The 24,969-nt window shown below is 71.9% G+C and carries 4 protein-coding genes; all 4 read right to left on the bottom strand.

Annotated elements, in window-relative coordinates:
* Nucleotides 1-2 precede the first annotated feature (2 nt).
* The 4 genes from ACIOJE_RS29700 to ACIOJE_RS29685 are packed head-to-tail and all read right to left on the bottom strand — an operon-like array spanning nt 3 to nt 24,865.
* Nucleotides 3-12,209, bottom strand: coding sequence for an amino acid adenylation domain-containing protein (locus ACIOJE_RS29700; RefSeq protein ID WP_400780297.1), 12,207 nt, complete (start codon nt 12,207-12,209; stop codon nt 3-5).
* Nucleotides 12,210-12,237: 28 nt separating this feature from the next.
* Nucleotides 12,238-16,725: an amino acid adenylation domain-containing protein gene (locus ACIOJE_RS29695; protein WP_400780294.1), complete on the bottom strand. Its 4,488-nt coding sequence runs from the start codon at nt 16,723-16,725 to the stop codon at nt 12,238-12,240.
* Nucleotides 16,722-22,934 carry an amino acid adenylation domain-containing protein gene (locus ACIOJE_RS29690; protein ID WP_400780291.1) on the bottom strand — a complete coding sequence of 2,071 codons (6,213 nt, stop codon included), beginning with the start codon at nt 22,932-22,934 and terminating at the stop codon, nt 16,722-16,724. The genes ACIOJE_RS29695 and ACIOJE_RS29690 overlap by 4 nt, the downstream gene beginning before the upstream one ends.
* Entirely contained in the window at nt 22,931-24,865 is a 1,935-nt protein-coding gene (locus ACIOJE_RS29685; RefSeq protein WP_400780408.1) for an ABC transporter ATP-binding protein, read from the bottom strand. Before ACIOJE_RS29685 ends, ACIOJE_RS29690 begins: the two co-directional genes overlap by 4 nt.
* Nucleotides 24,866-24,969 lie beyond the last annotated feature (104 nt).

The following is a 24,969-nucleotide window of genomic DNA, read 5'->3' as shown; positions in this document are numbered from 1 at the left end:
AGTCATTCATCGACCGGCCCGGTCTGGAGTCGGTCCATCTGGTCGGGCGAGAGAGCCAGGAGCATGCCGTCCTGGGACTCCGGCTTCCCGCTCTCCTCTCCCTCGGCCGGGAACTCCTTGGCGAGCACCGCCAGCCGTTCGGGCGTCTTCTCCTCGAACACTTGCCACGGCGACAGTTCCAGGCCTTCGCCGCGAAGCCGGGCCGACAGCTGCATCGAGCTGATCGAGTCGCCGCCGAGCTCGAAGAAGCTGTCGTCGGCCCCGACCCGTTCCACCCCGAGGATCTCGGCGAACAGTGCGCACAGCAGCTCTTCGACGGCCGTGCGCGGATCACGCCCGGAGGAGTTCCCGGCGAAGTCGGGGGCCTGCAGCGCCCGGTGATCGACCTTTCCGTTCGGGGTCAGGGGCATCGCATCCAGCGGTACGAACGCCACCGGCCTCATGTGCTCGGGCAGGCGCTCGGCCGCTGTCTCGCGGAGGGCGGCGATCAGCTCGTCGGCCGACTGCGCGGCCGCCGGGACGACGTACGCCACCAGCCGCTTCTCGCCGGGCCCGTCCTCACGAGCGGCTACCACCAGCTGTGCGGCCCCCGGATGGTCCGCCAGCACAGCCTCGATCTCGCCTGGCTCGATCCGGTAACCGCGCACCTTGACCTGCGCGTCGGCCCGGCCGACGAAGACCAGCTCTCCCTCGCGGGTCCAGCGGACCCGGTCGCCGGTGCGGTACATGCGGCCCCCGGAGGAGTACGGGTCGGCGACGAACCGTTCCGCGGTCAGGCCCGGACGTCCGAGGTATCCACGCGCGAGCCCTGCCCCGGTGACATAGAGCTCACCATCCACGCCGGGCGGCACCGGCTGCAGGAAGGCGTCGAGCACATACGCCCGCACATTGGTGATCGGGCGGCCGATGGGGACCACGTCGCGTCCCGGGGACAGCGGCGAGCTCATCGTCGCGCACACGGTCGTCTCGGTGGGCCCGAAAGCGTTGATCATCCGCCGGTCCCGCGACCAGCGGTCGACCAGAGGCAGCGGGCACGGCTCACCGGCGACGATCAGCGTCTCGAGGCAGTCCGGCAGGTCGTCCTCGACGGCCAGCACGCTCGGCGGCACGGTGACGTGGGTGATGCGCCACCGGCGCACCGCGTCGCCCAGCGACACTCGCGGCGGCATGCTGCCAGGGTCGGGCAGCACCACGGTCCCGCCTGACAGCAGAGCCATGCACAGCTCGGAAATCGCGGCGTCGAACCCGAGGGCTGCGAACTGCAGGATCCGTGCGGAGGATGTCACACCGAAGCGCTCGATCTGCGCGCCGGCCAGGTTGCCGAGCCCGGTGTGGCTGACGTGGACGCCCTTGGGCGTCCCCGCCGACCCGGAGGTGTAGATCACATACGCTCCGTCGCCCGCCGCCACGGCCGGCAGCGCCACTCCCGGGTCGGCGGCGGGCCGCTCGTCCAGTGCGACCACCTCGCCCGCGAACCCGTCCGGCACGGCCGTCCGGGTCGTCCTCGTGCACAGCAGCACCTCGGGCGCGGAATCCGCCAGCATCAGTTCGATCCGACCGGCGGGGTAGTCCGGGTCGACCGGTACGAACACCCCGCCCGACAGCGACACTCCGACCAGGGCCACCACCAGCTCCACCGACCGTCCGACCAGCACGCCCACGCGCGTCTCGCGTCGGACGCCCAGCCCCACCAGCAGCCGCGCCAGATCCTCCGCCTCTCCCAGCAGCCCTTCGTACGACAGGCTCCGCGCCGCGTCCTCCAACGCGACCGCGTCCCGCGAGAGTTCCGCCCGGCGGCGGAACAGCACCGGCAGCGGCTCCGGCACGAACGGCGCATCGGTGGCGTTCCACCTCTCGACCACCAGGCCGCGTTCCGCCGTGCCGATCAGGCCGACCCGGCCCACCGGAGTCCGCGGATCGGCCGTCACCTGCTCCAGCGCCCGCACGACCGCCGCCAGCATCTCCTCTGCCCGGGTCCGGTCGAAGACGTCCGGACGGAAGATGAACTCGCCGTGGACGCCGCCGTCGTGGGAGGCACGCATGGATACCGGATAGTGCCCGCTGTCGTTCGGGATCCCCGCAGGGCGCATGACGAGCGCATCGGGGTCTTCGGACGGGAGCGGCGGGCGGGGGTAGTTCTCGAACACCACGATCGTGTCGAACGCGGCTCCCTGCCCGGCGAACTGGATGATCTCCGACAGCCCGACGTGCTGATGCGCCATCATCTCGACCTGGCGCTCCTGCAGCTGCGTCAGCATGTCGAGGAACGGTTCACCACCCGCGAGGCGGGCCCGGACCGGCAGCGTGTTCATGAACAGGCCGACCACGGACTCGACTCCAGGGATCTCGGGCGGACGCCCGGCCACCGCGGAACCGAAGACCACGTCGTCCCGGCCCGTCAGCCGGGCCAGGAGCAGCGCCCAGACCCCCTGGAAGAGGGTGTTCATCGTGACGCCGTGCCGACGCGTGAACTCCACCAGCCGACGGCTCAGATCGTCGTCGAGTTCGAACCGGACGCGTTCGGGCTCGACGGGCGCGGTGTTGGTGTCCGGCGCCACGACGTGGGTCGCCTCGTCGAGCCCGGCGAGCTCGGTCCGCCACGCCTGCCGGGCGGCTTCCTTGTCCTGGTGGGAGAGCCAGGCAAGGTAGTCGCGGTACGACGTCGGGGCGGGCAGGGACAGGCCGTCACCGCCCGATTCGTAGGCCGCCATCACATCGGTGGAGAGGATCGGGAGAGACCATCCGTCGCAGGAGACGTGGTGGGAGGCGAGGGCCAGCCGGTGGCTGCGTTCGCCGATGCGCACCAGGTGCAGGCGCAGCAGCGGGGCCCGACTCAGGTCGAACCGGTCGGCGTGCAGTTCCTCCGCGAGTCGCTCGAACTCCGCCAGCGCCTCGTCCTCGGGCAGATGGGACAGATCGGTCTCGGTCCAGGGCAGTGCCACCTCACGTGCGATCGCCTGTACGGCCCGGCCGGACCCGAGCTGATGGAAACTCGCCCGCAGGGCGGCGTGCCGGTCGAGGAGGGCCTGCCAGGACGCGCGGAAGCGGGCGACGTCCAGCGGGCCGTCGAGGGCGAGGGTGCGGATGCCCGCGTAGACATCCGGGCCTCGCTGGTCCATGGCGTGGAACAGCAGGCCCTCCTGGAGTGGAGAGAGCGGCCAGATGTCGGCGAGGCCCGGAACGGCGGCCTCGATCTCCTCCACGTCCGCCTGCGTCAGCTCGACGAGGGAGAAGTCGCTGGGGGTGTGCCCGCCGGCTCCGGGGGCGGCGTGCGCGGCGAGGCCGGACAGCAGGTCCAGCCATGCCTGGCCGAGCGACTCCGCCTCGGCCTCGCCGAGGATCCGTCCGGCCCAGGTCACGGTCAGACGGAGCTCGGGTCCGTCCGGGGAGTCGAGGAGGACGGCGTCGATCTCCACGGCGTGGCGCAACGGCGCGTTCTGCTCCGCCGCGCCGCCGACGGTCCCCGTCATCTGCCAGGGCTCCGGAGCGCCGTCGGGGTGGGAGGAGAACCGGCCCAGGTAGTTGAACCCGACCTCCGCCTTCGGCAACGCCGCCAGGACCGGTGCCGTCTCGGCGTTCAGGTGGCGCAGGATCCCGTAGCCGAGGCCGCCGTCGGGCACGGCTCGCACGTTCTCCTTGACCTGCTTCAGCAGGCGGCCGGCCGCCTCACCACCGGCGATCGCCTCGTCGGTGTCGATCCCGGTCACATCCAGCCGGAGCGGGTGGACGTCGGTGAACCAGCCGACCGTCCGCGTGGGATCCAGCTCTCCGACGGGCTGGCGGCCATGGCCTTCGACGTCCACCACGACGGAGTCGTCGCCGCGCCAATGGGCGACCGCGCCCGCCAGGGTGGCCAGGAGCACCTCGTGGACACCGCAGTGGAAGGCCGAGGCGGCCTTCTCCACGAGCACGCCCGCGCGGTCGCGCGGCAGGGTCCACGACCTGCGTCCCGCAGTCGCGATGGTGTCGCGCGTGGGGTCGAGGGGGGCCAGCCGCGGTTCCGCGTGGTCGAGGATCTCCGTCCAGGTCTCGAGTTCCGCGGCCCGGATCGCGGCTTGATCGGCCAGTGTCCGCGCCCATCGCCGGAACGGGACCTCCACCGGGTCGAGAGCAGCCTCCTCACCCGTGGCCACGGCCTCGCATGCCGCACGCAGGTCCAGCAACAGGATCCGCCACGACACCGCGTCGACCACCAGGTGATGCGCCACCAGCACGAGCCGTCCTACGCGACCGGGTCCGGCATCCATCCACACCGCCCGGATCATCACACCGGCGGCGGGATCCAACCGCGCCGCCGCCTCGCCGGCACACCGGTCCGCGGCCTCATCGAGGTCACCGGTGCCCGCCTCGACCCGCTCGACCAGACCCGCCGCGTCCACCGCCCCCCGGTCGGACACGACCAGGCTCGGCTCTTCGCCCCCGTCCGTGACGATCCGGCTCCGCAGCAGATCGTGGGCGTCGATCACCGCGCCCAACCCGGCCGCCAGCGCGTCCAGCGACAGGTCGCCGGGAGCGCCCACGGTCACCCACTGGGTCAGGGCCCCTCCGGTCAGCGCGCCGGGGTCGCGTTCGATGAGCGCCCGCATCACCGGCGTCCACGCGACCTCGCCGACACCGTCGGCGAGGTCTGGCCGCGGCGCGCCGCCGCGCTCGGCGACTGCCGCGATCCCCGCCGGTGTCTCCTGCGTGAAGACGTCCTTCGCGCCGAAGACGACGTCGGCGCGGCGGGCTCGGGCGGCCAGTTGCATGGAGAGGATCGAGTCGCCGCCCAGCTCGAAGAAGCTGTCATCGGCTCCGACCCGGTCCAGCCCGAGGATCTCGGCGAACAGTGCGCACAGCACCCGCTCCGCCTCGGTGCGCGGCTCGCGGCCGGCGGGCTTCCCGGAGAACTCGGGAGCGGGCAGGGCCTCGCGGTCGACCTTCCCGTTGATCGTCAGCGGGAAGGCGTCCAGGACCACCACCGCGGCCGGGACCATGAACTCCGGCAGCCGCGCCGCGAGGTGTTCGCGGAGCGCATCGGGGTCCGGGGCCTGGCCCGGTTCCGCGATCGCGTAGGCGACCAGCCGCTTCTCACCCGGACGGTCCTCCCTCGCGACGACGACCGCCTGCGCGACCCGGGGAGCCTCGGCGAGTGCCGTCTCGATCTCCGCCGGCTCGACCCGGTAGCCCCGGATCTTCACCTGGGAGTCGGCCCGTCCGGCGAACAGCAGCTCGCCCCGGTCGCTCCAGCGTGCCAGGTCGCCGGTGCGGTACATCCGCTCGCCGGGGGCGAACGGATCGGCGACGAACCGCTCCGAGGTCGCGCCGCGTGCCTCGGGATAGCCGAGCGCCGGACCGGCGCCCGCGAGGTAGAGCTCGCCGGCCACGTTCGGAGCGACCGGTTGGAGGAAGGCGTCGAGCACGTACGCCCGCCGCCCGGCCAGCGGGCGGCCGATCGGCAGGACGTCGCCTGTCTCGTCCCCCGGCTCGAGCAGATGCCACGTGGCGCACAGGGTGGTCTCGGTCGGGCCGTACAGGTGCCGGACTCGGAGATCCGGGCAGGCCCGGCGCAGCCGTGCGACGGAGGCGAGGGGCACCACGTCCCCGCCGGTGAGGATCTCGCGCAACCCGCTGAAGGAGTCCGGCGACTCCTCGGCCAGCACCCGGAAGCTCCCGGCCGTCAGATGGACGGTCGTCACGCCGCGTGCGATCGCCTCCCGCAGGCGCTGCGTGTCGACTGCGCCCGATTCGGCGACCATGACGCGGGCCCCGCTGACCAGCGGCGCCCAGATTTCGAGCAGCGACGCGTCGAACGCGTGCGAGGCGTGCATCAGTACGCAGTCATCGGCATCGAGTGCCCAGCCGGGGTCGCCGGCCAGGGCCGCGACGCTTCCGTGCGGCACCGCGACGCCCTTGGGCACCCCGGTCGATCCCGACGTGTACATCACGTAGGCGACGTCGTACGCCGTAACCGTCGGCGTCTCCTGCCTCGTTCCCCCGGTCCACGGCGCGTCCACGAGCACGGGCTCGACCCCGTCCGGCACCGCGTTCCGGGTTGCCTCGGCGCAGACCGCCACCGCCACGTCGGCGTCGGCCAGCATCCGCTCGATCCGCACCGGCGGGTAGTCCACATTCACCGGGACGTACGCGGCCCCGGCCTTCCAGACCCCGAGGAATGCGACGAACAAGTCCGCGCCGCGCTCCATCACCACGCCGACGTGGTCGCCGCGCCGCACACCCATCCCGGCCAGATGCCCTGCCAGCCGGTCCGATTCCCGGTCGAGGTCGCCGTAGGACAGGGTGCGGTCCCCGTCGATGACGGCCACCGCGTCCGGCGCGCTCGCCGAGCGCCGCCGGAACAGTTCCACCACCGACGATCCGCCGGCGGCCTCGCCGGTCGCGTTCCAGCGCTCCACCACGGACGTGCGTGTCACGTCACTCGTCAGGCCCAGGCGGCCCACGGGAAGCGAGGGCTCGGCCAGCAGTCGTTCGATGACACGCACGACCTGCCCGGCGACCTCGGCAGCGGTCTGCTCGTCGATCCGGTCGGGCCGGAAGGACACGCGGATCTGCAGGCGCTCGCCGGGACTGGCGCTCATGGTCAGCGGGTAGCCGGTACCGGTCCGGGTGAGAGCCGAGCTGATCGTGACACCGCCGTCGTCGCCGAGGCCGGCTGCGTCACGCGGGTAGTTCTCGACCATCATGATGGTGTCGAAGGCCGCGCCCGGCCCCACCGCCTTCTGGATCTCCGACAGACCCATGTACTGGTGCTCCGACAACGCCGACTGGCGTCGCTGCAGGTCCTGGAGCAGCTCCAGCATCGGCAGGCCGCCGTCGAGCCGCACCCGGACCGGAACGGTGTTGATGAACATCCCCACCATCCGCTCCACATCCGGTACGTCCGCCGGGCGGCCCGACACCACCGACCCGAACACCACGTCCGTCCGGCCCGCCAGCCGGGCCAGTACCAGGGCCCACGCGCCCTGCACGATCGTGCTCAGCGTCAGCCCGTGGCCGCGGGTGAAGTCGGTGAGCCTCCGAGTCGTCTCGGCGGACAGCCATGCGCAATGCTCGTCCGGCATGACCATCGCCTTGCCCGCGTCGGCGTCCACCACTGTCGGCTCGTCCGACCCGGCGAACTCCGACCGCCACGCCGATCGCGTCGCGTCCTGGTCCTGACAGCTCAGCCACGCCAGGTAGTCACGGTAGGAGGGTGACGTCGACGAGCTCGGTCCGCCCGCGTAGCCGGACGACATCTCGCCCAGGACGATCGGCGTCGACCAGCCGTCCAGGAGGACATGGTGCGACGTCAGGACGAACCGGTGCCTGTTCTCGCCGAGACGGATCAGCAGCAGCCGGAGCAGCGGCGGGCGGGACACGTCGAACCGCTCCGCCTGGTCCTCCGCGAGAAGGCGTTCCACCTCGGCGGCCGCGTCGGCCTCGCCGAGATGCGACACGTCCGCCGTACGCCAAGGGATGTCGGCCGCACCCACGACGACCTGCACCGTCTCGCCCGAGCCGAGCTGGTGGAAGCTCGTCCGGAACGACTCGTGCCGGGCGGCCAGCGGCTGCCACGCCGCGCGCAGCCGTCCCGGGTCGAGCGGCCCGTCGAGGTCCAGGATCCGCTGGCTCTGGTAGACGTCCACTCCCTCGTCGTCGAGGGCCCGTTCGAAGAGCATGCCCTCCTGCAGGGGCGACAGGGGCCAGATGTCAATCAGCCCGGGCGCGGCGGCCTCCAGCTCCGCCACGTCCTGCTGCGACACCTCGACGAGGTCGAAATCGGACGGCGTGTGGCCTCCGGCGCCGGGGGCGGCGGTGTGGGCGGCGAGGCCGGTGAGCATCTGCAGCCATGCCTCCCCCAGCCGCTCCACCGTGGCGGGGTCGAGGTCCCGGCCGTCCATGGTGAGCCTTAGAAGGGGACCGGCCGGCGTGTCCTGAACGTCCGCGCCGACCTCCAGGGCATGGGCGAGTACCGGTTCGGGGCCGGCGGTCCCCGCGCCGAGCGGCCCTTCGCTGACCTGCCACGGAGTGTCCGGGGAGGTGGCGGCTGACCGGCCGAGATAGTTGAATCCGATCTTCGGGGACGGCAGTTCGGCCAGCCTGGCCCCGGTGCTGGGGTTGAGATGGCGCAGCAGCCCGTAGCCGAGCCCGTCGCCCGGCACCGCGCGGACCTGCTCCTTCACGGCCTTCAGCAACTCTCCGGCCGCCGCGTTCCCGGCCGCCGCCGCTGTCAGGTCGACGCCGGAAACGTCGAAGCGGACCGGATGGACGCTGGTGAACCAGCCCACGGTGCGCAACAGGTCCTCGCCGTCGGCCGGGTGGCGGCCGTGGCCCTCCACGTCCAGAAGCGCCCCGGCGTCACCGCCCCGCCCGCGCGCCACCGCACCCGCCAGGCCCGCCAGCAGAACTTCTCGGATCCCGCAGTGGAAGGTTCCCGGGGCTTGATCCACCAGGCCCCGCGCCGTGGGCCCGGACAGTGTCCAGGACCACGAGTGCGGCCGCCCCTCGTGTTCCCCGGGGAACGGGTCCACGCCGTCCAGGACCCCGACCCAATGATCGATCTCGGCGACGGTGCGCTCGCTGAACGCCTGCTCGGTCAGCCGCTGCGACCACTGCCGGTACGACGTCGTCGCAGGTTCGAGGGACGGGGTTCCTCCGGAGACCACCTCGTCGTAGGCCGTGCGCAGATCCGGCAGCAGGATGCCCCACGAGACCGCGTCGACCACCAGGTGATGCGCCACCAGCGCCAACCGGCCCTGCTCGGCGCCTCCGGCATCGATCCACACGGCCCGCACCATGGTCCCCGTCGACGGGTCCAGGGCGCCTGCGGCCGTCCCGGCCTCGCGTTCGGCGATCTCGTCGAGGTTCCCGGTCCCGGCCTCCACACGTGTCACCAGTGCGGCCGCGTCCACCGTGCCCCGACCGGGCACGATCAGCCGTCCGTCGGACTCCACCCGGCCGCGCAACTGGTCATGGACGTCCAGCACCGCTCCCAGGGCGGCCACCAGCGCTTCCCGGTCGAGGCCGGGCGGGGCGACGACGACTCGCGCCTGGGCGAAGCCGGGGCGCAGCGCGTCGGCTCCGAGGGCGCGCATCACCGGCGTCCAGGGAATCTCCCCGATGCCCGCGTCCGGCTCGGAGCGGCCCCGCCGCGTCGTTCCGGCGGCCCCCGCCAGCGCGGCCAGCCGTCCGGGGGTCCGCTGCTCGAACACCTGCCGGGGGGTGAGGGCGATTCCCTCGCGCCGGGCGCGGGCGGCCACCTGCATCGAAGAGATCGAGTCCCCGCCCAGCTCGAAGAAGCCGTCCTCGACCCCGACCCGTTCCAGGCCGAGGACCTCGGCGAACACCCGGCACAGGATCCGCTCGGCCTCGGTGGCCGGGTCCCGGCCCACCGACTTCGACGCGAAGTCCGGTTCGGGCAGGGCCTGCCGATCCACCTTCCCGTGGACCGTCAACGGCAGCGCGTCCAGCACGATCACCGCCGCCGGCACCATGAAGTCGGGCAGCGTCTCGACGAGCCGGTCCCGCAGCAGTACCGGATCGAGGTCCCGTCCCGCCTCAGCGACCACATAGCCGGTCAGCCGCTCGTCCCGGGCAGCGACCACGGCCTGGCCGACGCCCGGAAGCCCTGCGAGAACCGCCTCGACCTCTCCCGGCTCCACGCGATAGCCGCGAATCTTCACCTGGTCGTCGGCCCGGCCGCCGAACACGAGCGTGCCCTGGTCCGTCCAGTGGGCCAGGTCACCGGTCCGGTACATCCGCTCGCCCGGGACGAAGGGATCGGCAACGAACCGCTCGGCCGTCAATGCCGAACGACCCAGGTAGCCGCGCGCGACACCGGCCCCGGCGACGTACAGTTCGCCCTTCACGCCCGGAGGCACGGGGCGCAGGAACGCATCGAGGACGTAGCCGCGCCGACCTGCGAGGGGACGTCCGATCGGCAGCACCGGACCGGTCTCGTCGCCGGGTTCGAGCAGCCACCAGGTCGCGCACAGCGTCGCCTCCGTCGGGCCGTAGAGATGCCGCACCCGGACGTCCGGGCACGCCCGCCGTACGCGCTCCACCGCCGCCGGCGGCACCTCGTCCCCGCCGGTCAGCACCTCCCGAAGCCCGGCGATCGACTCCGGTGACTCCTCGGCCAGCACCCGGAAGGCTCCTGCGGACAGGTGGGCGGCCGTGACGCCGCCCGCCACGTATCGGGCCAGGGCCTCCCCGTCCACCGCGCCCGGTTCGGCGATCACCAGTCGGGCGCCCGACAGGAGCGGCATCCAGATCTCGAACAGGGAGATGTCGAAGGCGTGCGAGGCGTGCGTCAGCACGGCGTCGCCGGGCCCGATCCCCCACTGCGGCTCCCCGACCAGCCCCGCCACGTTGCCGTGCGACACCGCGACGCCCTTGGGCGTGCCTGTCGACCCCGAGGTGTACATCACGTAGGCGAGGTCGTCGGCTCCGACCTCCACCGCGGGGCGGGCGCACTCCGCCACGGCCCGCCGCGTCCCGGGGTCGTCCAGGACGATCGGATCGAGCCCGCTGTCCAGCACCGCTGCCCGGCTCGCGGCCCGGCAGACCACCGCGGCCGGATCCGCGTCCGCCAGCATGAACTTCACGCGTTCCACCGGGTAGGCGGGGTCCACCGGCACGAACGCCGCCCCCGCCTTCCACACCGCGAGCAGCGTCGCGATCAGGTCGGACGACCGTTCCATCACCACGGCGACCCGATCCCCGCGCCGGACGCCGCGGCCGGTCAGGTAGCCCGCGAGCCTGTCCGCATGCCCGGCCAGGTCTCGGAAGGACGTCGACCGGTCTCCGTCGGTGATCGCCGTCTCGTCCCCGCGACGCTCCACCTGGCGATCGAACAGGGCCAGCGGCAGGCCGCCCGGCTCGGCGTCGGGTCCCGTGCCCCAGGCGTTCACCAGGTTGCGCTCGGCGGCGGTCGTCACGGCGACGTCGGCCACGGTGATCCCGCTGTCGGCCGTCAGCCGGCGCAGAACCCCCTGGAACCGCTCGAGGACAGCGAGCGCCGCGCCCGTGTCGAAGAGGTCGGTCAGATGGTCGAGCTTGAGGAGCATCGCGTCACCGGGGACGGCGACCAGCGTCAGCGGATAGTGGGCGGCCTCCCTGCCCTGGTTCACCCGGACGGTGAAGGTCCCGGCGGAGTCCGGTTCACCGAGGTCGCGGGGAAAGTTCTCGAATACGAGCAGGGTGTCGAAGACCGCGCCGGGGCCGGCTGCCTTCTGGATGTCTGTCAACCCCACGTACTGCTCAGGGATGAGCGCCGACTGCCGCCGCTGCAACTCCGTCAGCAGTCCGATGATCGGCGTAGCACCGTTCAGCTGCACGCGCACGGGCACGGTGTTGAGGAACAGCCCCACCATTCCCTCCACACCCGGCAGGTCCGCGGGGCGTGCCGACACGGTCGCCCCGAACACCACGTCCGTCCGGCACGACAGCTGCGCCAGCACCAACGCCCACGCGCCCTGCACCACCGTGTTCAGCGTCAGCCCATGGCTGCGGGCCAGGTCTTCCAGCGATCGGGTGAGGTGCTCGGGGAGCTCGACCGTGACGCTCTCCGGTATGCCGGGCGCCCGGCCCGGGTCTGCGGGCGCCACCAGGGTCGGCTCCTGCGCGCCGCGCAACTCCTCCGCCCATGCCGCCAGCGCCCGCTCCTGGTCCTGCCGGTTCAGCCAGGCGAGGTAATCCCGGTAGGACGCCACTTCCGGCAGTTCCGGCCGGCCGTCGGCCGCGTACAGCGTCAGCAGTTCGGTGAACACGATGGGCAACGACCAGCCGTCCATGACCGCGTGATGGCAGGTCACCACCAGGCGGTGCCTGGCGTCGTCGAGACGGATCAACGTGAGGCGCAGCAGTGGGGCCTTCGCGAGGTCGAATCGCCGTAGCCGGTCCTCCTCGGCCAGCTCCCGCACTGCCTCGTCCGGATCGTCGAGGTGGGAGAGGTCGACCATGCGCCACGGCAGCTCCACCCGGCTCGCGATGACCTGCACCGTCTCGCCCGTTGCACGCTGCCGGAAGCAGGCCCTGAGCGCGGCGTGCCGGGTGAACAGCTCCTCCCATGCCGCACGTAACCTGGCCGGGTCGACCGGACCTTGCAGCTCCAGGATCCAGTGGCCCAGGTAGATCTGGGGCCCTTCGTCGTCGTAGACCGTGTGAAAGAGCAACCCTTCCTGCAGCGGCGACAGCGGCCAGATGTCCTCGATCCGCGACTGAGCCATCGATATCTCCCTCGATCCAGCAAACGGCTTAAAGGTCGTCGTCAAACTCGGCTTCGAGTTCCTCGATCTCGTCCTGGTTCAGGTCGAGGAGGTCGAAATCGGACGCGGTGTACCCTCCGGCGGAAGGATCACCCGCCAGGCGGGCCAGGTCGGACAACACGTCCAGCCACAGCCGGCCGAACCGTTCGATCTCGGCCTCCGGGAAGAGACCGGCCGGCCAACTCACCGCGAGCGCCAGTTCCAGGCCGTCCGGCAGTTCCCGGACGGCCGCCTCGGCTTCCAGCGCGTGCGACGGCCTCGTATCGGGGTCCGATGAACAGCCGATGCCTCCGGACCGCTGCCACTCCCGCACTTCGCCCGTGGCGGACCGGCCCAGGTAGGCGAATCCGATCTGAGGCGACGGTGAGGCTTCCAGCACCGATCCCGTCTCGCTGTTCAGATATCGCAGCAGCCCGTAGCCGAGTCCGTCGCCGGGCACCGCCCTCGACTGCTCCTTCACCGCCTTCAGCAACGACCCGGAGGCCGGATCGGTCCCGCCCACGTCCAGCCGCACCGGATGCACGCTCGTGAACCGGCCCACCGTCCGGGACGGATCCATCCCGCCGACCGGGTGACGGCCGTGACTCTCCACGTCCACCAGCAGCACGTGGCCTCCGCGCCAGCGTGCCACCGCGCCTGCCATGCCTGCCAGCAGCACCTCGTGGACACCGCAGTGGAAGGCCGAGGGGACCTGCTCCACGAGCGCACCCGCGCGGTCCTTCGGCAGGATCCACGATCGGCGTCCCGCGGCATGGCCGGCGCCGGGCTCGCCCAGCCGTGGCTCCGCTCCGTCGAGGAGCGCCGTCCACGCGGTCAGCTCCGCGACGCGTGCCGTGGCGGTCGCCTGCTCCGCCAATGCGGCCGCCCATCCCCGGTACGAGACGTCCACCGGGTCGAGAACCGGCTCCCTGCCCGCGGCGACGGCCTCATAGGCAGCCTTCAGGTCCGGCAGCAGGATCTGCCACGACCACGCGTCGACCGCCAGCGGATGCGCCGCCAGCACGACCCGTCCGACACGGCCGGGTCCCGCGTCCACCCACACCGCACGGACCATCACACCCGCGGCAGGATCCAGCCGCGCGGCCGCCTCCCGAGCACACCGCTCCGCGACGTCATCGAGGTCCCCGGGGTTCGCCTCCACCCGCTCGACCAGATGCGCGGCGTCCACCGCGCCCCTGCCGGACACGACCACCCGGGGCTTCCGGTCTGCCTCGACGATCCGGCTCCGTAGCATGTCGTGAGCGTCGATCACCACACTCAGCCCGGCCGCCAGCGCGTCCACCGACAGATCGCCGGGCGCGCCGACGGTCACCCACTGCGCCGCAGGTCCCGTCCCCCACACCTTCATCATCGGCGTCCAGGCGACGTCTCCCGTACCCTCGGCCGGATCGGGCGACTCGGCCGGATCGCCGTCCAGGTCGAGGATCCCGGCGATTCCCGCCGGGGTCCGGTGCTCGAACACCTCGCGCGCGCCGAAGGCCATTCCGGACCGACGGGCCCGCGCCGCCAGCTGCATCGAGGTGATGGAGTCTCCGCCCAACTCGAAGAAGCTGTCGTCCGCGCCGACCCGTTCCAGGCCGAGAACCTCGGCGAACAGCGCGCACAGCGCCCGCTCGGCGTCGGTGGCCGGTTCCCGGCCGGTGACGCGTCCGCCGAAGTCGGGGTCCGGCAGCGCCGCCCGGTCCACCTTGCCGTTGGCCGTCACCGGCAGTGCGTCCAGGACCATCACCGCCGCCGGCACCATGTAGCTCGGCAGCGCCCTGGCGATGTCCTCGCGCAGCCGTTCCGGATCGATGTCGCTGCCGGACACGACATAGCCGATCAGGCGCCCTTCGCGTGCCACCACGACGGCCTGGTCGATGCCCGGCCGCTCGGCCAGCACCGCCTCGACCTCGCCCGGCTCGACCCGGTAGCCGCGGATCTTCACCTGGTCGTCGGACCGCCCGACGTACACCAGCTCGCCCTCGTCCGTCCAGTACGCGACGTCGCCCGTCCGGTACATGCGCTGACCGGAGGCGAACGGGTCCGCGACGAACCGCTCCGCTGTCAGCCCCGGACGGTCCAGATAGCCCTGCGCCACCCCTGCGCCCGCGATGTGGAGATCGCCCGCGACGCCCGGAGGCAACGGACGCAGGAAGGCATCCAGCACGTACAGCCGTCGGCCCGGCAGCGGGCGGCCGATCGGCAGGAGCGACCCCAGCCGGTCGCCGGGCTCGATCGCCTTCCACGTCGCGCACAGGGTGGTCTCCGTCGGACCGTAGGTGTGCCAGACGACCAGCTCGGGGCAGGCCCGCCGGACCCGCTCCACCTCGCTGAGCGGCACCACGTCGCCGCCCGCCAGCACGTCGCGCAACCCTGAGAACGACTCCGGCGACTCCTGCGCCAGCGCCCGGAACTGGCCCGCCGTGATGTTCACCGAGGTGAGGCCCTGTGCGACCTGAGCAGCGAGGCGCTCCGCGTCGACCACGCCCGGCTCGGCGAGCATCACCCGCGCACCGGACACGAGCGGCACCCAGAGGTCGTACAAGGACGCATCGAAGGTGTGCGGCGCGTGCATCAGCACGGAGTCGCCCGCTCCGACGCCCCACACCGGGTCTCCCGCCAGGGCCGCGACGCCGCCGTGCGGGACGGCGACGCCCTTCGGCGCCCCGGTCGATCCCGACGTGTACATCACGTACGCCAGATCGTCCGCCCCGATCGGGACCAGCGAGGTCTCACCGTCGACGGCGGCGTCCATCATGATGACCTCATGGCCCGAGGGCACAGCGGCCGCGGTTCCCGCACAGCACACCACCGCGGCGACCGCGGCGTCGGACAACATGAACGCGGCCCGGTCCGCCGGGTAGTCCGGATCGACGGGCACGAACGCCGCCCCCGCCTTCCACACCCCGAGCCATGCCGCCGGCACGTCCGGCGAACGTTCCAGCAGGACACCGACGCGGTCGCCACGTCGCACGCCCCGGTCCTTCAGTACCCGCGCCAGCCGGCCCGACCACTCGTCGAGCTCCGCGTACGACCAGTCCCGGCCCCCGGCCGTCATCGCCGTCGCGTCCGGAGCCTTCTCCACCTGCCGGAGGAAGAGGTCCACCGCCGTCGGCGCGGCGATCGGGTCGCCCGTCTCGTTCCACCGATCGACGACCAGCTCACGTTCGGCGTCGCTCACCAGGTCCAGGCGGCCCACCGGCGTGCCCGGCTCCGCGATCATCTGTTCCAGGGCTCGAACGAGCCAGTGGTGAGCAGCCTCGGCGACCGAGGCATCGACCATCCCCGGCTGGTACTGCATCTCGGTCTCGATGCTCTCGCCCGGCATGACGCCCAGGGTGATCGCGTAGGGGGACGCCTGGTGGAACTCCCGCAGGGTCAGGCTCAGATCGCGCGGGGACTTCGAGCCCGCCGCGGGATCGACGTAGTTCTCGAACACCACGATCGTGTCCAGGCCCGCCCCTCCGAGCTTCTGGATCTCCGGGAGCCCGAGATGCTGGTGCGCGATCAGCGCGGACTGCCGCTCCTGCAGCTCCGTCAGCGTCTCCAGGACCGTTTTAGCTCCGTCCAACCGCACGCGCACCGGCACGGTGTTGATGAACAACCCCACCATGCCCTCCGCGCCCGGCAGGTCTGCCGGACGCCCGGAGACCGTCGCGCCGAAGAGTACGTCCCGGCGGCGCGCCAGTCGGGCCAGCACCAGCGCCCACGCGCCCTGCACCACGGTGTTCAGCGTCAGCCCGTGGCCGCGGGCGAACTCCACCAGGGCGGAGGTGAAGGCCGGCGAATGGCGGATCACCTTCCGGACCGGCAGTTCCGGAGCCCGGCCGGGCCTTTCGGGAATGCTGAGCGCCGATCCGTCGGCGCCGGACAGCTCCGCGCACCATGCCGCCCGGGCGGCGTCCTTGTCCTGCCGCCCCAGCCACGCCAGATGGTTCCGGTAGGAGGCCACTGACCGCAGACCCGACACGACGCCGCCGGCCGCGTAGACCTCGAGGAGTTCCGACTCGAGGATCGCCCGCGACCACCCGTCCATGAGCAGGTGGTGGCTCGTCGTCACGAGACAGTGCCGGTCCGGAGCGAGCCGAATCAGCGTCAGCCGCAGCAGCGGAGGCCGCGTCAGATCGAACCCCCTGGCGCGCTCCTTCTCCGCGATCACGGTCGCCTCGGCGAGCGCGTCCTCCTCGGCCAGGTCGAACAAGTCGCATTCGGTCCAAGGGAGTTCCGCCTCCCGGGGAATGAGCAGGACCGTCTCTCCGGACTTCCGCCGGTGGAAGGACGCCCGAAGCGTCGCGTGCCGGTCGAGGAGGGCCTGCCAGGACCTCCGGAACCGCTCCGTGTCCAGCGGCCCGTCGATGATCTGGGACTGCTGGATGACGTAGATGTCGGGGGCCTCGTCGTCGAGGGAGGAGTGGTAGAACATTCCCTCCTGCATCGGTGACAGCGGCCAGATCTCCGCGAGCGCCGATCCGGGGGACGTGGTCGACTTGGTCACGATTCCTGGCCTCCGCCGAAGTGCGCCGCTATTGCCTCAAAACCCTCGATCTCGTCCTGATCGAGGTCGAGGAGGTCGAAGTCGGACGCGGTGTGTCCCCCGGCGGAGGAATCGTCCGCCAGGCGGGCCAGGCCGGACAGCACGTCCCACCACATCCGGCCGAACCGTTCGGTCTCGGCCTCTTCGAAGAGGCCGGCCGGCCAGCTCACCATGAGCGTCAGTTCCGGGCCCTCGGGCGTTTCCCGGACGACCGCATCGGCCTGCAGCGCATGCGGCAGTGCCATGGCCGGATCCAGGGAACCGCCGATGTCTCCGGCCTGCTGCCATTCCGCCACGTCGTTCTGCTGGCCCACGACGAACCGGCCCATGTAGTTGAATCCGATCCGGGGTGCCGGCATGGCCTCCAGCACCGGTCCCGTCTCGGCATTCAGATGACGCAACAGCCCATGACCGAGCCCGTCACCGGGCACTGCCCGCGACTGCTCCTTCACCGCCTTCAGCAGATGCCCGGACGCCAGGTCGATCCCCGACGTGTCCAGTCGCACCGGATGCACGCTGGTGAACCAGCCGACCGTCCGGGACAGATCCAGCCCGCCGACCGCATGACGGCCATGACTCTCCACATCCACCAGCACCACACGACCGCCGGACCAGCGCGCCACCGCCCCCGCCAAACCCGCGAGCAGCACCTCGTGGACCCCGCAGAAGAACAGCGCCGGAACCCGTCCCAGCAGCGCCGACACCTCGGCTCCCGACATCGCCCACGACCGTGAGCGCACGCTCCCCGTGCCCACCTCCGGCCCGCCGGTCGGCCTGTCCCCCTGGCCCAGGATCGCCTGCCACGCCGGCAGTTCGCCGACCCGTTCCGCCGCGGCCGCCCATTCCTCCAGCAGGCGCGCCCACTGCCGGAACGGCACTGCCACCGGCTCCAGCGCAGGAGTCCGTCCCGCCGCAGCCGCCTCGCAGGCTTCCCGCAGATCCGGTACCAGGACTCGCCACGACATTCCGTCGACAGCCAGATGGTGCACCGCCAGCACCAGTCGGCCCACCCGACCCGGCCCGGCGTCCACCCACACCGCCTGCACCATCACGCCCGTCTGCGGGTCCAGCCGTCCCACTGCGTCCCGCACCGCGCCTGCCACGGCCTCGTCCAGCGAGCCTCCGTCAAGGCCCACTCGCCGGACCTGACCGGCCGTGTCCACGGAGCCGCGGTCGCCTACGATCAGGCGTCCCTGCTCCACGCGTGCTCGCAGCATGTCGTGCGTATCCACCACGGCGGCCAGCGCGGCGGCCAGGACCCCCTCGCCCAGGTCCACGGGCGCGCCCACAACCACCCACTGCGCGAATCCCGCACCGGCGATCCCGTCGCCCAGCATTCTCATCACCGGCGTCCACGGCACCTCGCCCGCACCGTCGACCGTCGCGGGCCGGGCGCGTTCCGGCAGCGGCGATTCCGCCACCAGCCGCGCGAGTCCCTCCGGCGTCTTCAGCCCGAAGACGTCCTGCGCGGCGAGGGCCAGTCCTTCCCGCCGCGCCCGCGCCACCAGCTGCATGGCGGTGATCGAGTCTCCGCCCAGGGCGAAGAAGCTGTCGTCCGCGCCGACCCGCTCCCGGCCGAGCACCTCGGCGAACAGCCGGCACAGCGCCCGTTCGTGCTCCGTGACCGGCTCTCGACCGACGGTCCCGGCCGTGAGATCGGGGTTGGGCAGCGCGCTGCGGTCGATCTTCCCGTTCGGGGTGGTGGGCAGCGCTTCCAGCACCACCACAGCGGGCACCATGTGCTGGGGCAGCCGGGAGGCGAGGTACTCCCGCACCGCGTGCGGATCGACCTCGGCCGGCGACACATAGGCCAGGAGGCGGTCGTCCCGGACAACCGCCGCCGCTTGAGCAACCCGCGGGTGGCCGGACAGGACGGACTCGATCTCGCCGAGCTCGATCCGGAACCCACGGAGCTTCACCTGGTCATCGGCCCGCCCGGCGAACACCAGCTCACCGCGGCTCGTCAGACAGGCCAGGTCTCCCGTCCTGTACATCCGCTCACCGGAGACGAAAGGATCGGCGACGAACCGCTCCGCCGTCAGCGCCACACGGCCCAGGTAGCCACGGGCCACCCCTATCCCCGCCACGTACAGCTCGCCGGTGATCCCCGGCGGCAACGGCCGGAGGAACGCGTCCAGTACGTAGCAGCGGCCTCCCGCGATCGGTGCCCCGATCGGGACCACGTCCCGGCCCGCCGTCAACGGCATGCTCATCGCAGCACACACCGTGGCCTCGGTCGGCCCGTAGGCATTGATCAGCCGACGTCCCTCCGACCAGCGATCCGCGAGGCCCGACGGGCATGCCTCCCCCGCCACCACCACCGTCTCCAGCCCCGCCGGCAGCGTGTCGGCCGTGGCGAGCACCGACGGCGGAACCGTCACATGCGTGGCGTCCCACCGCTCCAGTGCCTCGGCCAGCGACACCCGCGGCGGCATGTCCCGCTCCGGCGCCATCACCAGCGTCGCCCCCGAGAGCAACGCCATCAGCGCCTCCGAGACCGTGGCGTCGAAGCCCAGTGCCGCGAACTGCAGGACCCGTGACGACGGCGACACGGCGAACCGGTCGATCTGTGCCGCCGCCAGATTCCCCAGACCCGCGTGGGGGACAACGACCCCCTTCGGAGTTCCCGTCGACCCCGACGTATAGATCACGTACGCCGCGTCGTCCGGCCCCACCTGCGGCGGCACCGCATCCGGGACCGCCGCGAGATCCACTTCGTCGATCACCACCGACCGGTCAGCGAACTCCTCAGGCACTGCGTCCCGCGACTTCCCGTCGCACACCACCAGCGCGGGATCCGCGTCTCCCAGCAGCAGTCGCACGCGCTCGGCCGGATACGCGGGATCCACCGGAACGAACGCGCCTCCGGCCAGCGACACCCCCAGCATCCCGACCACCCGCCACGCCGACCGCCCCACGACGAGGCCCACCCGGGACTCCGGTCCGGCCCCACGGGCCCTCAGCACGGCGGCGAGCGCCGATGCCTGTTCCCAGAGCCGCTCGAAGGTCAGCTCGCCGTCGCCGTCCACCACCGCCACCGCGTGCGGCCGCTCCGCCACGACCCGCGCCACCAGCACCGGCAGGGACTCCCCCACCGCCAGCGCCGCGTCCGAGTCGCCCACCCAGCCCCCGGCCACACCGACCCGCCCCACCAGCCCGGAAGGGTCAGCGGCCATCGCGCCGAGGGCGCCGACGAACCACACCAGCACGGACTCGGCGACGGTCTCCTCGATCTGCCCGTGCCGGTAGGCGAGCTGGATCCTGAGTTGGTCCCCCGGGATGATGCCGAGGGTCAGTGGATAGTGGGTGCCCTCGACCGTGCCCAGGTACGTGAACTGGTCGGCGAAGTCCCGCGGATAGTTCTCGAACACCAGCAGCGTGTCGAACTTCGCACCCGGCCCGCCCGCTCTCTGGATCTCGGGCAGTCCCAGATGCTGATGCGGGATCAGGGCCGCCTGCCGCTGCTGCAGACCGGTGAGCAGGTCGGAGACCGTCTGCCCGCCGTCCAGCGATACCCGGACCGGCACGGTGTTCATCATGAGCCCGGGCATCGACTCCACCCCCGGGAGCTCTGCGGGACGGCAAGCGACCGTGGTGCCGAACACCACCTCGGTGCGCCGCGCGAGCCGGGCCAGCACCATTGCCCACGCGCCCTGCATCATCGTGTTCAGCGTCAGCCCGTGGTCACGGGCCACCTGCGTCAGCCTGGCGTAGAGCTCCGGGGTGACGTGGGCGATGCGGTACTCGTATCCCGTCCCGGCGGCCGTCCTCGCGATCGACGCGTCCCCGTCGAGGCCGGACAACTCCGCCTGCCAGGCCGCGCGTGCCGCGTCCTTGTCCTGCCGATCCAGCCAGGCCAGGTAGTCCCGGTAGGATGCCGCGCCGATCCGCTCCGGGAGCCGGCCGCCGACCGCATACGCCTCGGCCGCCTCGTTGAGGATGACCGCCACCGACCAGCCGTCGGTCAGGATGTGGTGGTGGACGACCAGCAGGCGGTGCCGGTCCTCGCCGATCCGGACCAGCAGCAGCCGGAACAACGGGCCCGCGGCCAGGTCGAACCGCTGTTCCTGTTCCCGCCGGGCGAGGGCCTCGACGGCCGCCTCGGCGTCGCTCACGCCCGTGAGGTCGACCTCCCGCCAGGGCAGGACGACGTGTCCGGCGACGGCCTGGAGCGTCCTCCCCGACGCGAGCCGTACGAAACTCACCCGGAGCTCGGCGTGCCGTGCGAAGACCGCTTCCCACGCGACCCGGAGCCGGGCCACGTCCAGCGGACCGTTCAGCTCCAGGATCCACTGCGCCTGGTAGATGTCGACGCCCTCTTCTTCGAGGGTCGACTGGAAGAGCAGCCCCTCCTGGAGCGGGGCGAGCGGCCAAGCCTCCTCGGCACCCGGTACGGCGATCGCCAGCTCGCTCTCCTCCTCCGCGGTGAGAGCGATCAGGGGACGGGCGTCGGGGGCGTCGGCGGGTACAGGACGCGCTGCGGCCGCCAACCGTGCGGGGGTCCTCTCCTCGAAGATCTGGGAGGGCGTCACCAGCAGACCGGCCGTGGCCGCGCGGACCGCCAGCCGCATCGCGGAGATCGAGTCGCCGCCCAAGGCGAAGAAGCTTTCGTCGACACCGACCCGGTCCAGGCCGAACAGCTCGGCGAACAGTCCGCTCAGGACGCGCTCCGCCTCGGTGGCGGGTTCGCGGCCCCCGGCATTCCCCCCGAAGACGGGCGTGGGCAGCGCCGCCCGGTCCACCTTGCCGTTGCCGGTGAGCGGAAGCCGGTCCAGCGTGATCACGGCAGCCGGGACCATGTACTCCGGCAGCATCGCCCCGAGACGCTCACGGAGGACGACGGGGTCCACGTCCGTCACCGCGTAGCCGATCAGGCGGCCGTCGACCGCCACCACGACGGCCTCGTGGACATCCGGCTGCGCGGTCAGCGCGGCCTCGATCTCACCCGGCTCGATCCGGAACCCGCGGATCTTCACCTGGTCGTCGGCCCTGCCCGCGAACAGCAGCTCGCCGTCGGCAGTCCACCGGGCGATATCCCCTGTCCGGTACATCCGGCCGCCGGGTACGGACGGATCCGCCACGAACCGCTCCGCCGTCAGTGCCGTCCGGTCCAGGTAGCCGTCCGCAAGGCCGGCGCCGGAAAGGTAGAGGTCGCCGACCGTACCCGGAGGCACGGGCAGCAGCGACGCATCGAGCACCTGAGCCCGGCGACCCGGAAGCGGACGGCCGATCGGCAGCGCGGGACCCAGCGCATCGCCCGGCTGGAGCAGGTGCCACGTCGCGCACAGCGTCGTCTCCGTCGGTCCGTACAGGTGCCGAATCCGCGCTCGGGGGACCGCCCTTCGCACCTTCTCCACCGCGGGTGCGGGCACCACGTCGCCGCCCGTCAGCACCTCGTGGAGGCCGGCGAAGGATTCCGGCGACTCCTCCGCCAGCACGCGGAAGCTCCCCGCGGTCAGGTGCACCTTCGTCACGCCGGCGGCGACCGCCTCCCGCAGACGCCGGGCGTCCACTGCGCCCGGCTCGGCGATCACCACGCGGGCGCCCGAGGCAAGCGGTACCCAGATCTCGAAAAGGGACGCGTCGAAGGCGTGCGGCGCGTGCATGAGGACTGCATCACCGGGGTCCACCGCCCAGCCGGGGTTCCCCACCAGCTCCGCGACGCTCCTGTGCGGGACGGCCGCTCCCTTCGGGACCCCCGTCGACCCGGAGGTGTACATCACGTACGCCAGGTCCCCCGGACACACCGGGACCGTCGACGCGTCGCCCGAAACGTCGTCCGTGACGACGATCGACTCGACCCCCTCCGGAACGCTGTCGCCCGCCGCGGCCGAACATGCCACCAGGGACGCCCCCGAGTCCGCGACCATGAACGCCACCCGCCGCGCGGGATAGGCGGCATCCACCGGCACGTACGCCGCTCCCGCCTTCCACACGGCGAGCAGCGTCACCACCAGGTCCGCAGAGCGTTCCATCAGGACCGCCACACGGTCGCCGCGGCGGACGCCCCGACCGATCAGCCGCCCGGCCAGCCGGCCCGCGAGCTCGTCCAGCCGCCGGTAGGTCAGCGCCCGGTCCCCATCAACTACGGCCACCGCGTCGGGCGTCCGCTCCGCCTGGCGGGCGAACAGCTCCGGCACCGTCGGCGTGGCCAGCGCTGCGGAATTCATCGTCCCCCTTCAGGAACCATCTGGTGGACCGGCCCGGCCCCGTTGCCTTCGGGCGCGGCTCCGACGCCGCCCGACTCGGCGAAGTGCGTGTGATAGAGCTCCGCGTAGAGACCGGCCTCGGCCAGCAGCTCCTCGTGCGTCCCGCGCTCCCGGACGCCTCCGTCGTCGATCACGACGATCTGATCGGCCTCACGGATCGTGGACAACCGGTGGGCGATCACCAGGGAGGTGCGGTCGCGCAGCGCGGTCCTGAGAGCCCGCTGGACGGCGGCCTCCGACTCGGGGTCCAGGTGAGCGGTGGCCTCGTCGAGCACGACGACCGAGGGCGCCTTCAGGAGCAGCCTCGCGATGGCCAGTCGCTGCTTCTCCCCGCCCGACAGCCGGTAGCCGCGGTCTCCCGCGACGGTGTCGAGCCCCTTCGGGAGGGATTCGATCAAGTCCCAGATCTGGGCTCCCTTGCACGCCTCGATCAACTCGTCCTCGGTGGCGGTCGGACGGGCGTAACGAAGGTTCTCCCGAATCGTGTCGTGGAAGAGGTAGGTGTCCTGGCTGACCACGCCCACCGCCTCGCGGAGTGAGCCGACGGAGAGGTCCCGGAGATCGTGTCCGCCGACACGGACGGTGCCGGAGGTCGGGTCGTACAGCCGGGACACCAGGTGGGTGAGAGTGCTCTTCCCCGCGCCGGACGGGCCGACGAGTGCGGTGATGGTCCCGGCCGGCGCACGCAGGCTCACGTGGCGCAGGACCTCCGGCGCCGTCTCCCCTCGATCCCCTCCGCCACGCACGTTCTGCTCCAGCGACGGCAGCGAGACCTCGTCCGCGCCCGGATAGCGGAACGACACGTCCGCGAACTCGATCTCCGGGGCTGTGTTCCGCGTGAGCGTGACGGCGTCGGGGCGTTCCTCGATCAGCGGCTTCAGGTCGAGGAGCTCGAAGAGCCGGTCGAAGCTCACCAGGACGACCAGCGCGTTCGCCTGCATCCCGGACAGCTGGGTGATCGGCCCGAACAGCCGCCCGAGCAGGGCGGCGAGAGCTACCAGCGTGCCGAGCTGGAAGGCCCCGGAGAGCACGAGGCCGCCGCCGACCCCGTAGGTGAGCGCCGTGGCGAGCGCGGCGATCAGCATCATGACGACGAAGGCCATCCGGCCGTAGACGACGACGCTCACGCCGGCCCTGCGGAGCCTTTCCGACCGGTCCTCGTACTCGTCCATCTCCTCGTCCGGACGGCCGAAGAGCTTGGAGAGCATCGCCCCCTGAGCGTTGAACCGCTCCTGGAGGAGGCCGGCCAGGCCTGCGTTCACCTCCATCGACTGCCTGGTGTACCGCTGTGTCACTCTCCCCACGTACACCCAGGGAACGACGAACAGCGGGATCAGCACCAGCGTGATGACGGCGACGATCCACGACAGGTAGAACAGCTCGGCCATCACCAGGACGACCCCGATCACGCTGGGGAGCGCCATCAGCAGTTGGCTTAACGCCTGCTGCGTCATGATCAGATCCGTGTGGAGCCGTCCGACCAGCACACCGGTCTGGGTGCGGGTGAAGAATGCGACCGGCAGCCGCTGGACGTGCTCGATCGCCTGGATCCGGACGTCGTAGCTGACCCCCTGCCCGATCCTCCCGGCGAGGTAGGCGAGCACCAGCTGCAGTAGCGCGTCGAGGACGGCGAGCCCCGCGGTGAGGCAGGCCAGCAGGGTGACCTCTCCGGAGTCGCCCTTGAGGATCCCGTCGTCGACGATCTGCTTGAGCAACAGCGGAGTCGCCACCACGATGAGCGACTCCAGGACGGCGCCGATTGCGAAGAGTGCGATTCTGCCGGTATGCGGGCGAAAGTAGGCGAGCACCCTGCGTGGCGTTTCAGGGCGGAGCTTGGCCGGCTCGGGATCGTCGCCTCCGCCGGCCCTTTGCGCCCCCCTGCTGGACGGCATCATGACCATACGGACATCCCCTCTCCCACGTCACCGAAGTCCGCAGGTCCATGGTGCTGATCGGACTCGCTGTCCACGAGTCGGTGTCCAAGCGAGCATTTCCG

The sequence above is a fragment of the Kitasatospora sp. NPDC087861 genome, from assembly GCF_044742585.1.
Lineage (GTDB): Bacteria > Actinomycetota > Actinomycetes > Streptomycetales > Streptomycetaceae > Kitasatospora.
The sequence above is the reverse complement of the archived record's forward strand: the minus strand, read 5'-3'. Positions and strand labels throughout refer to the sequence as shown.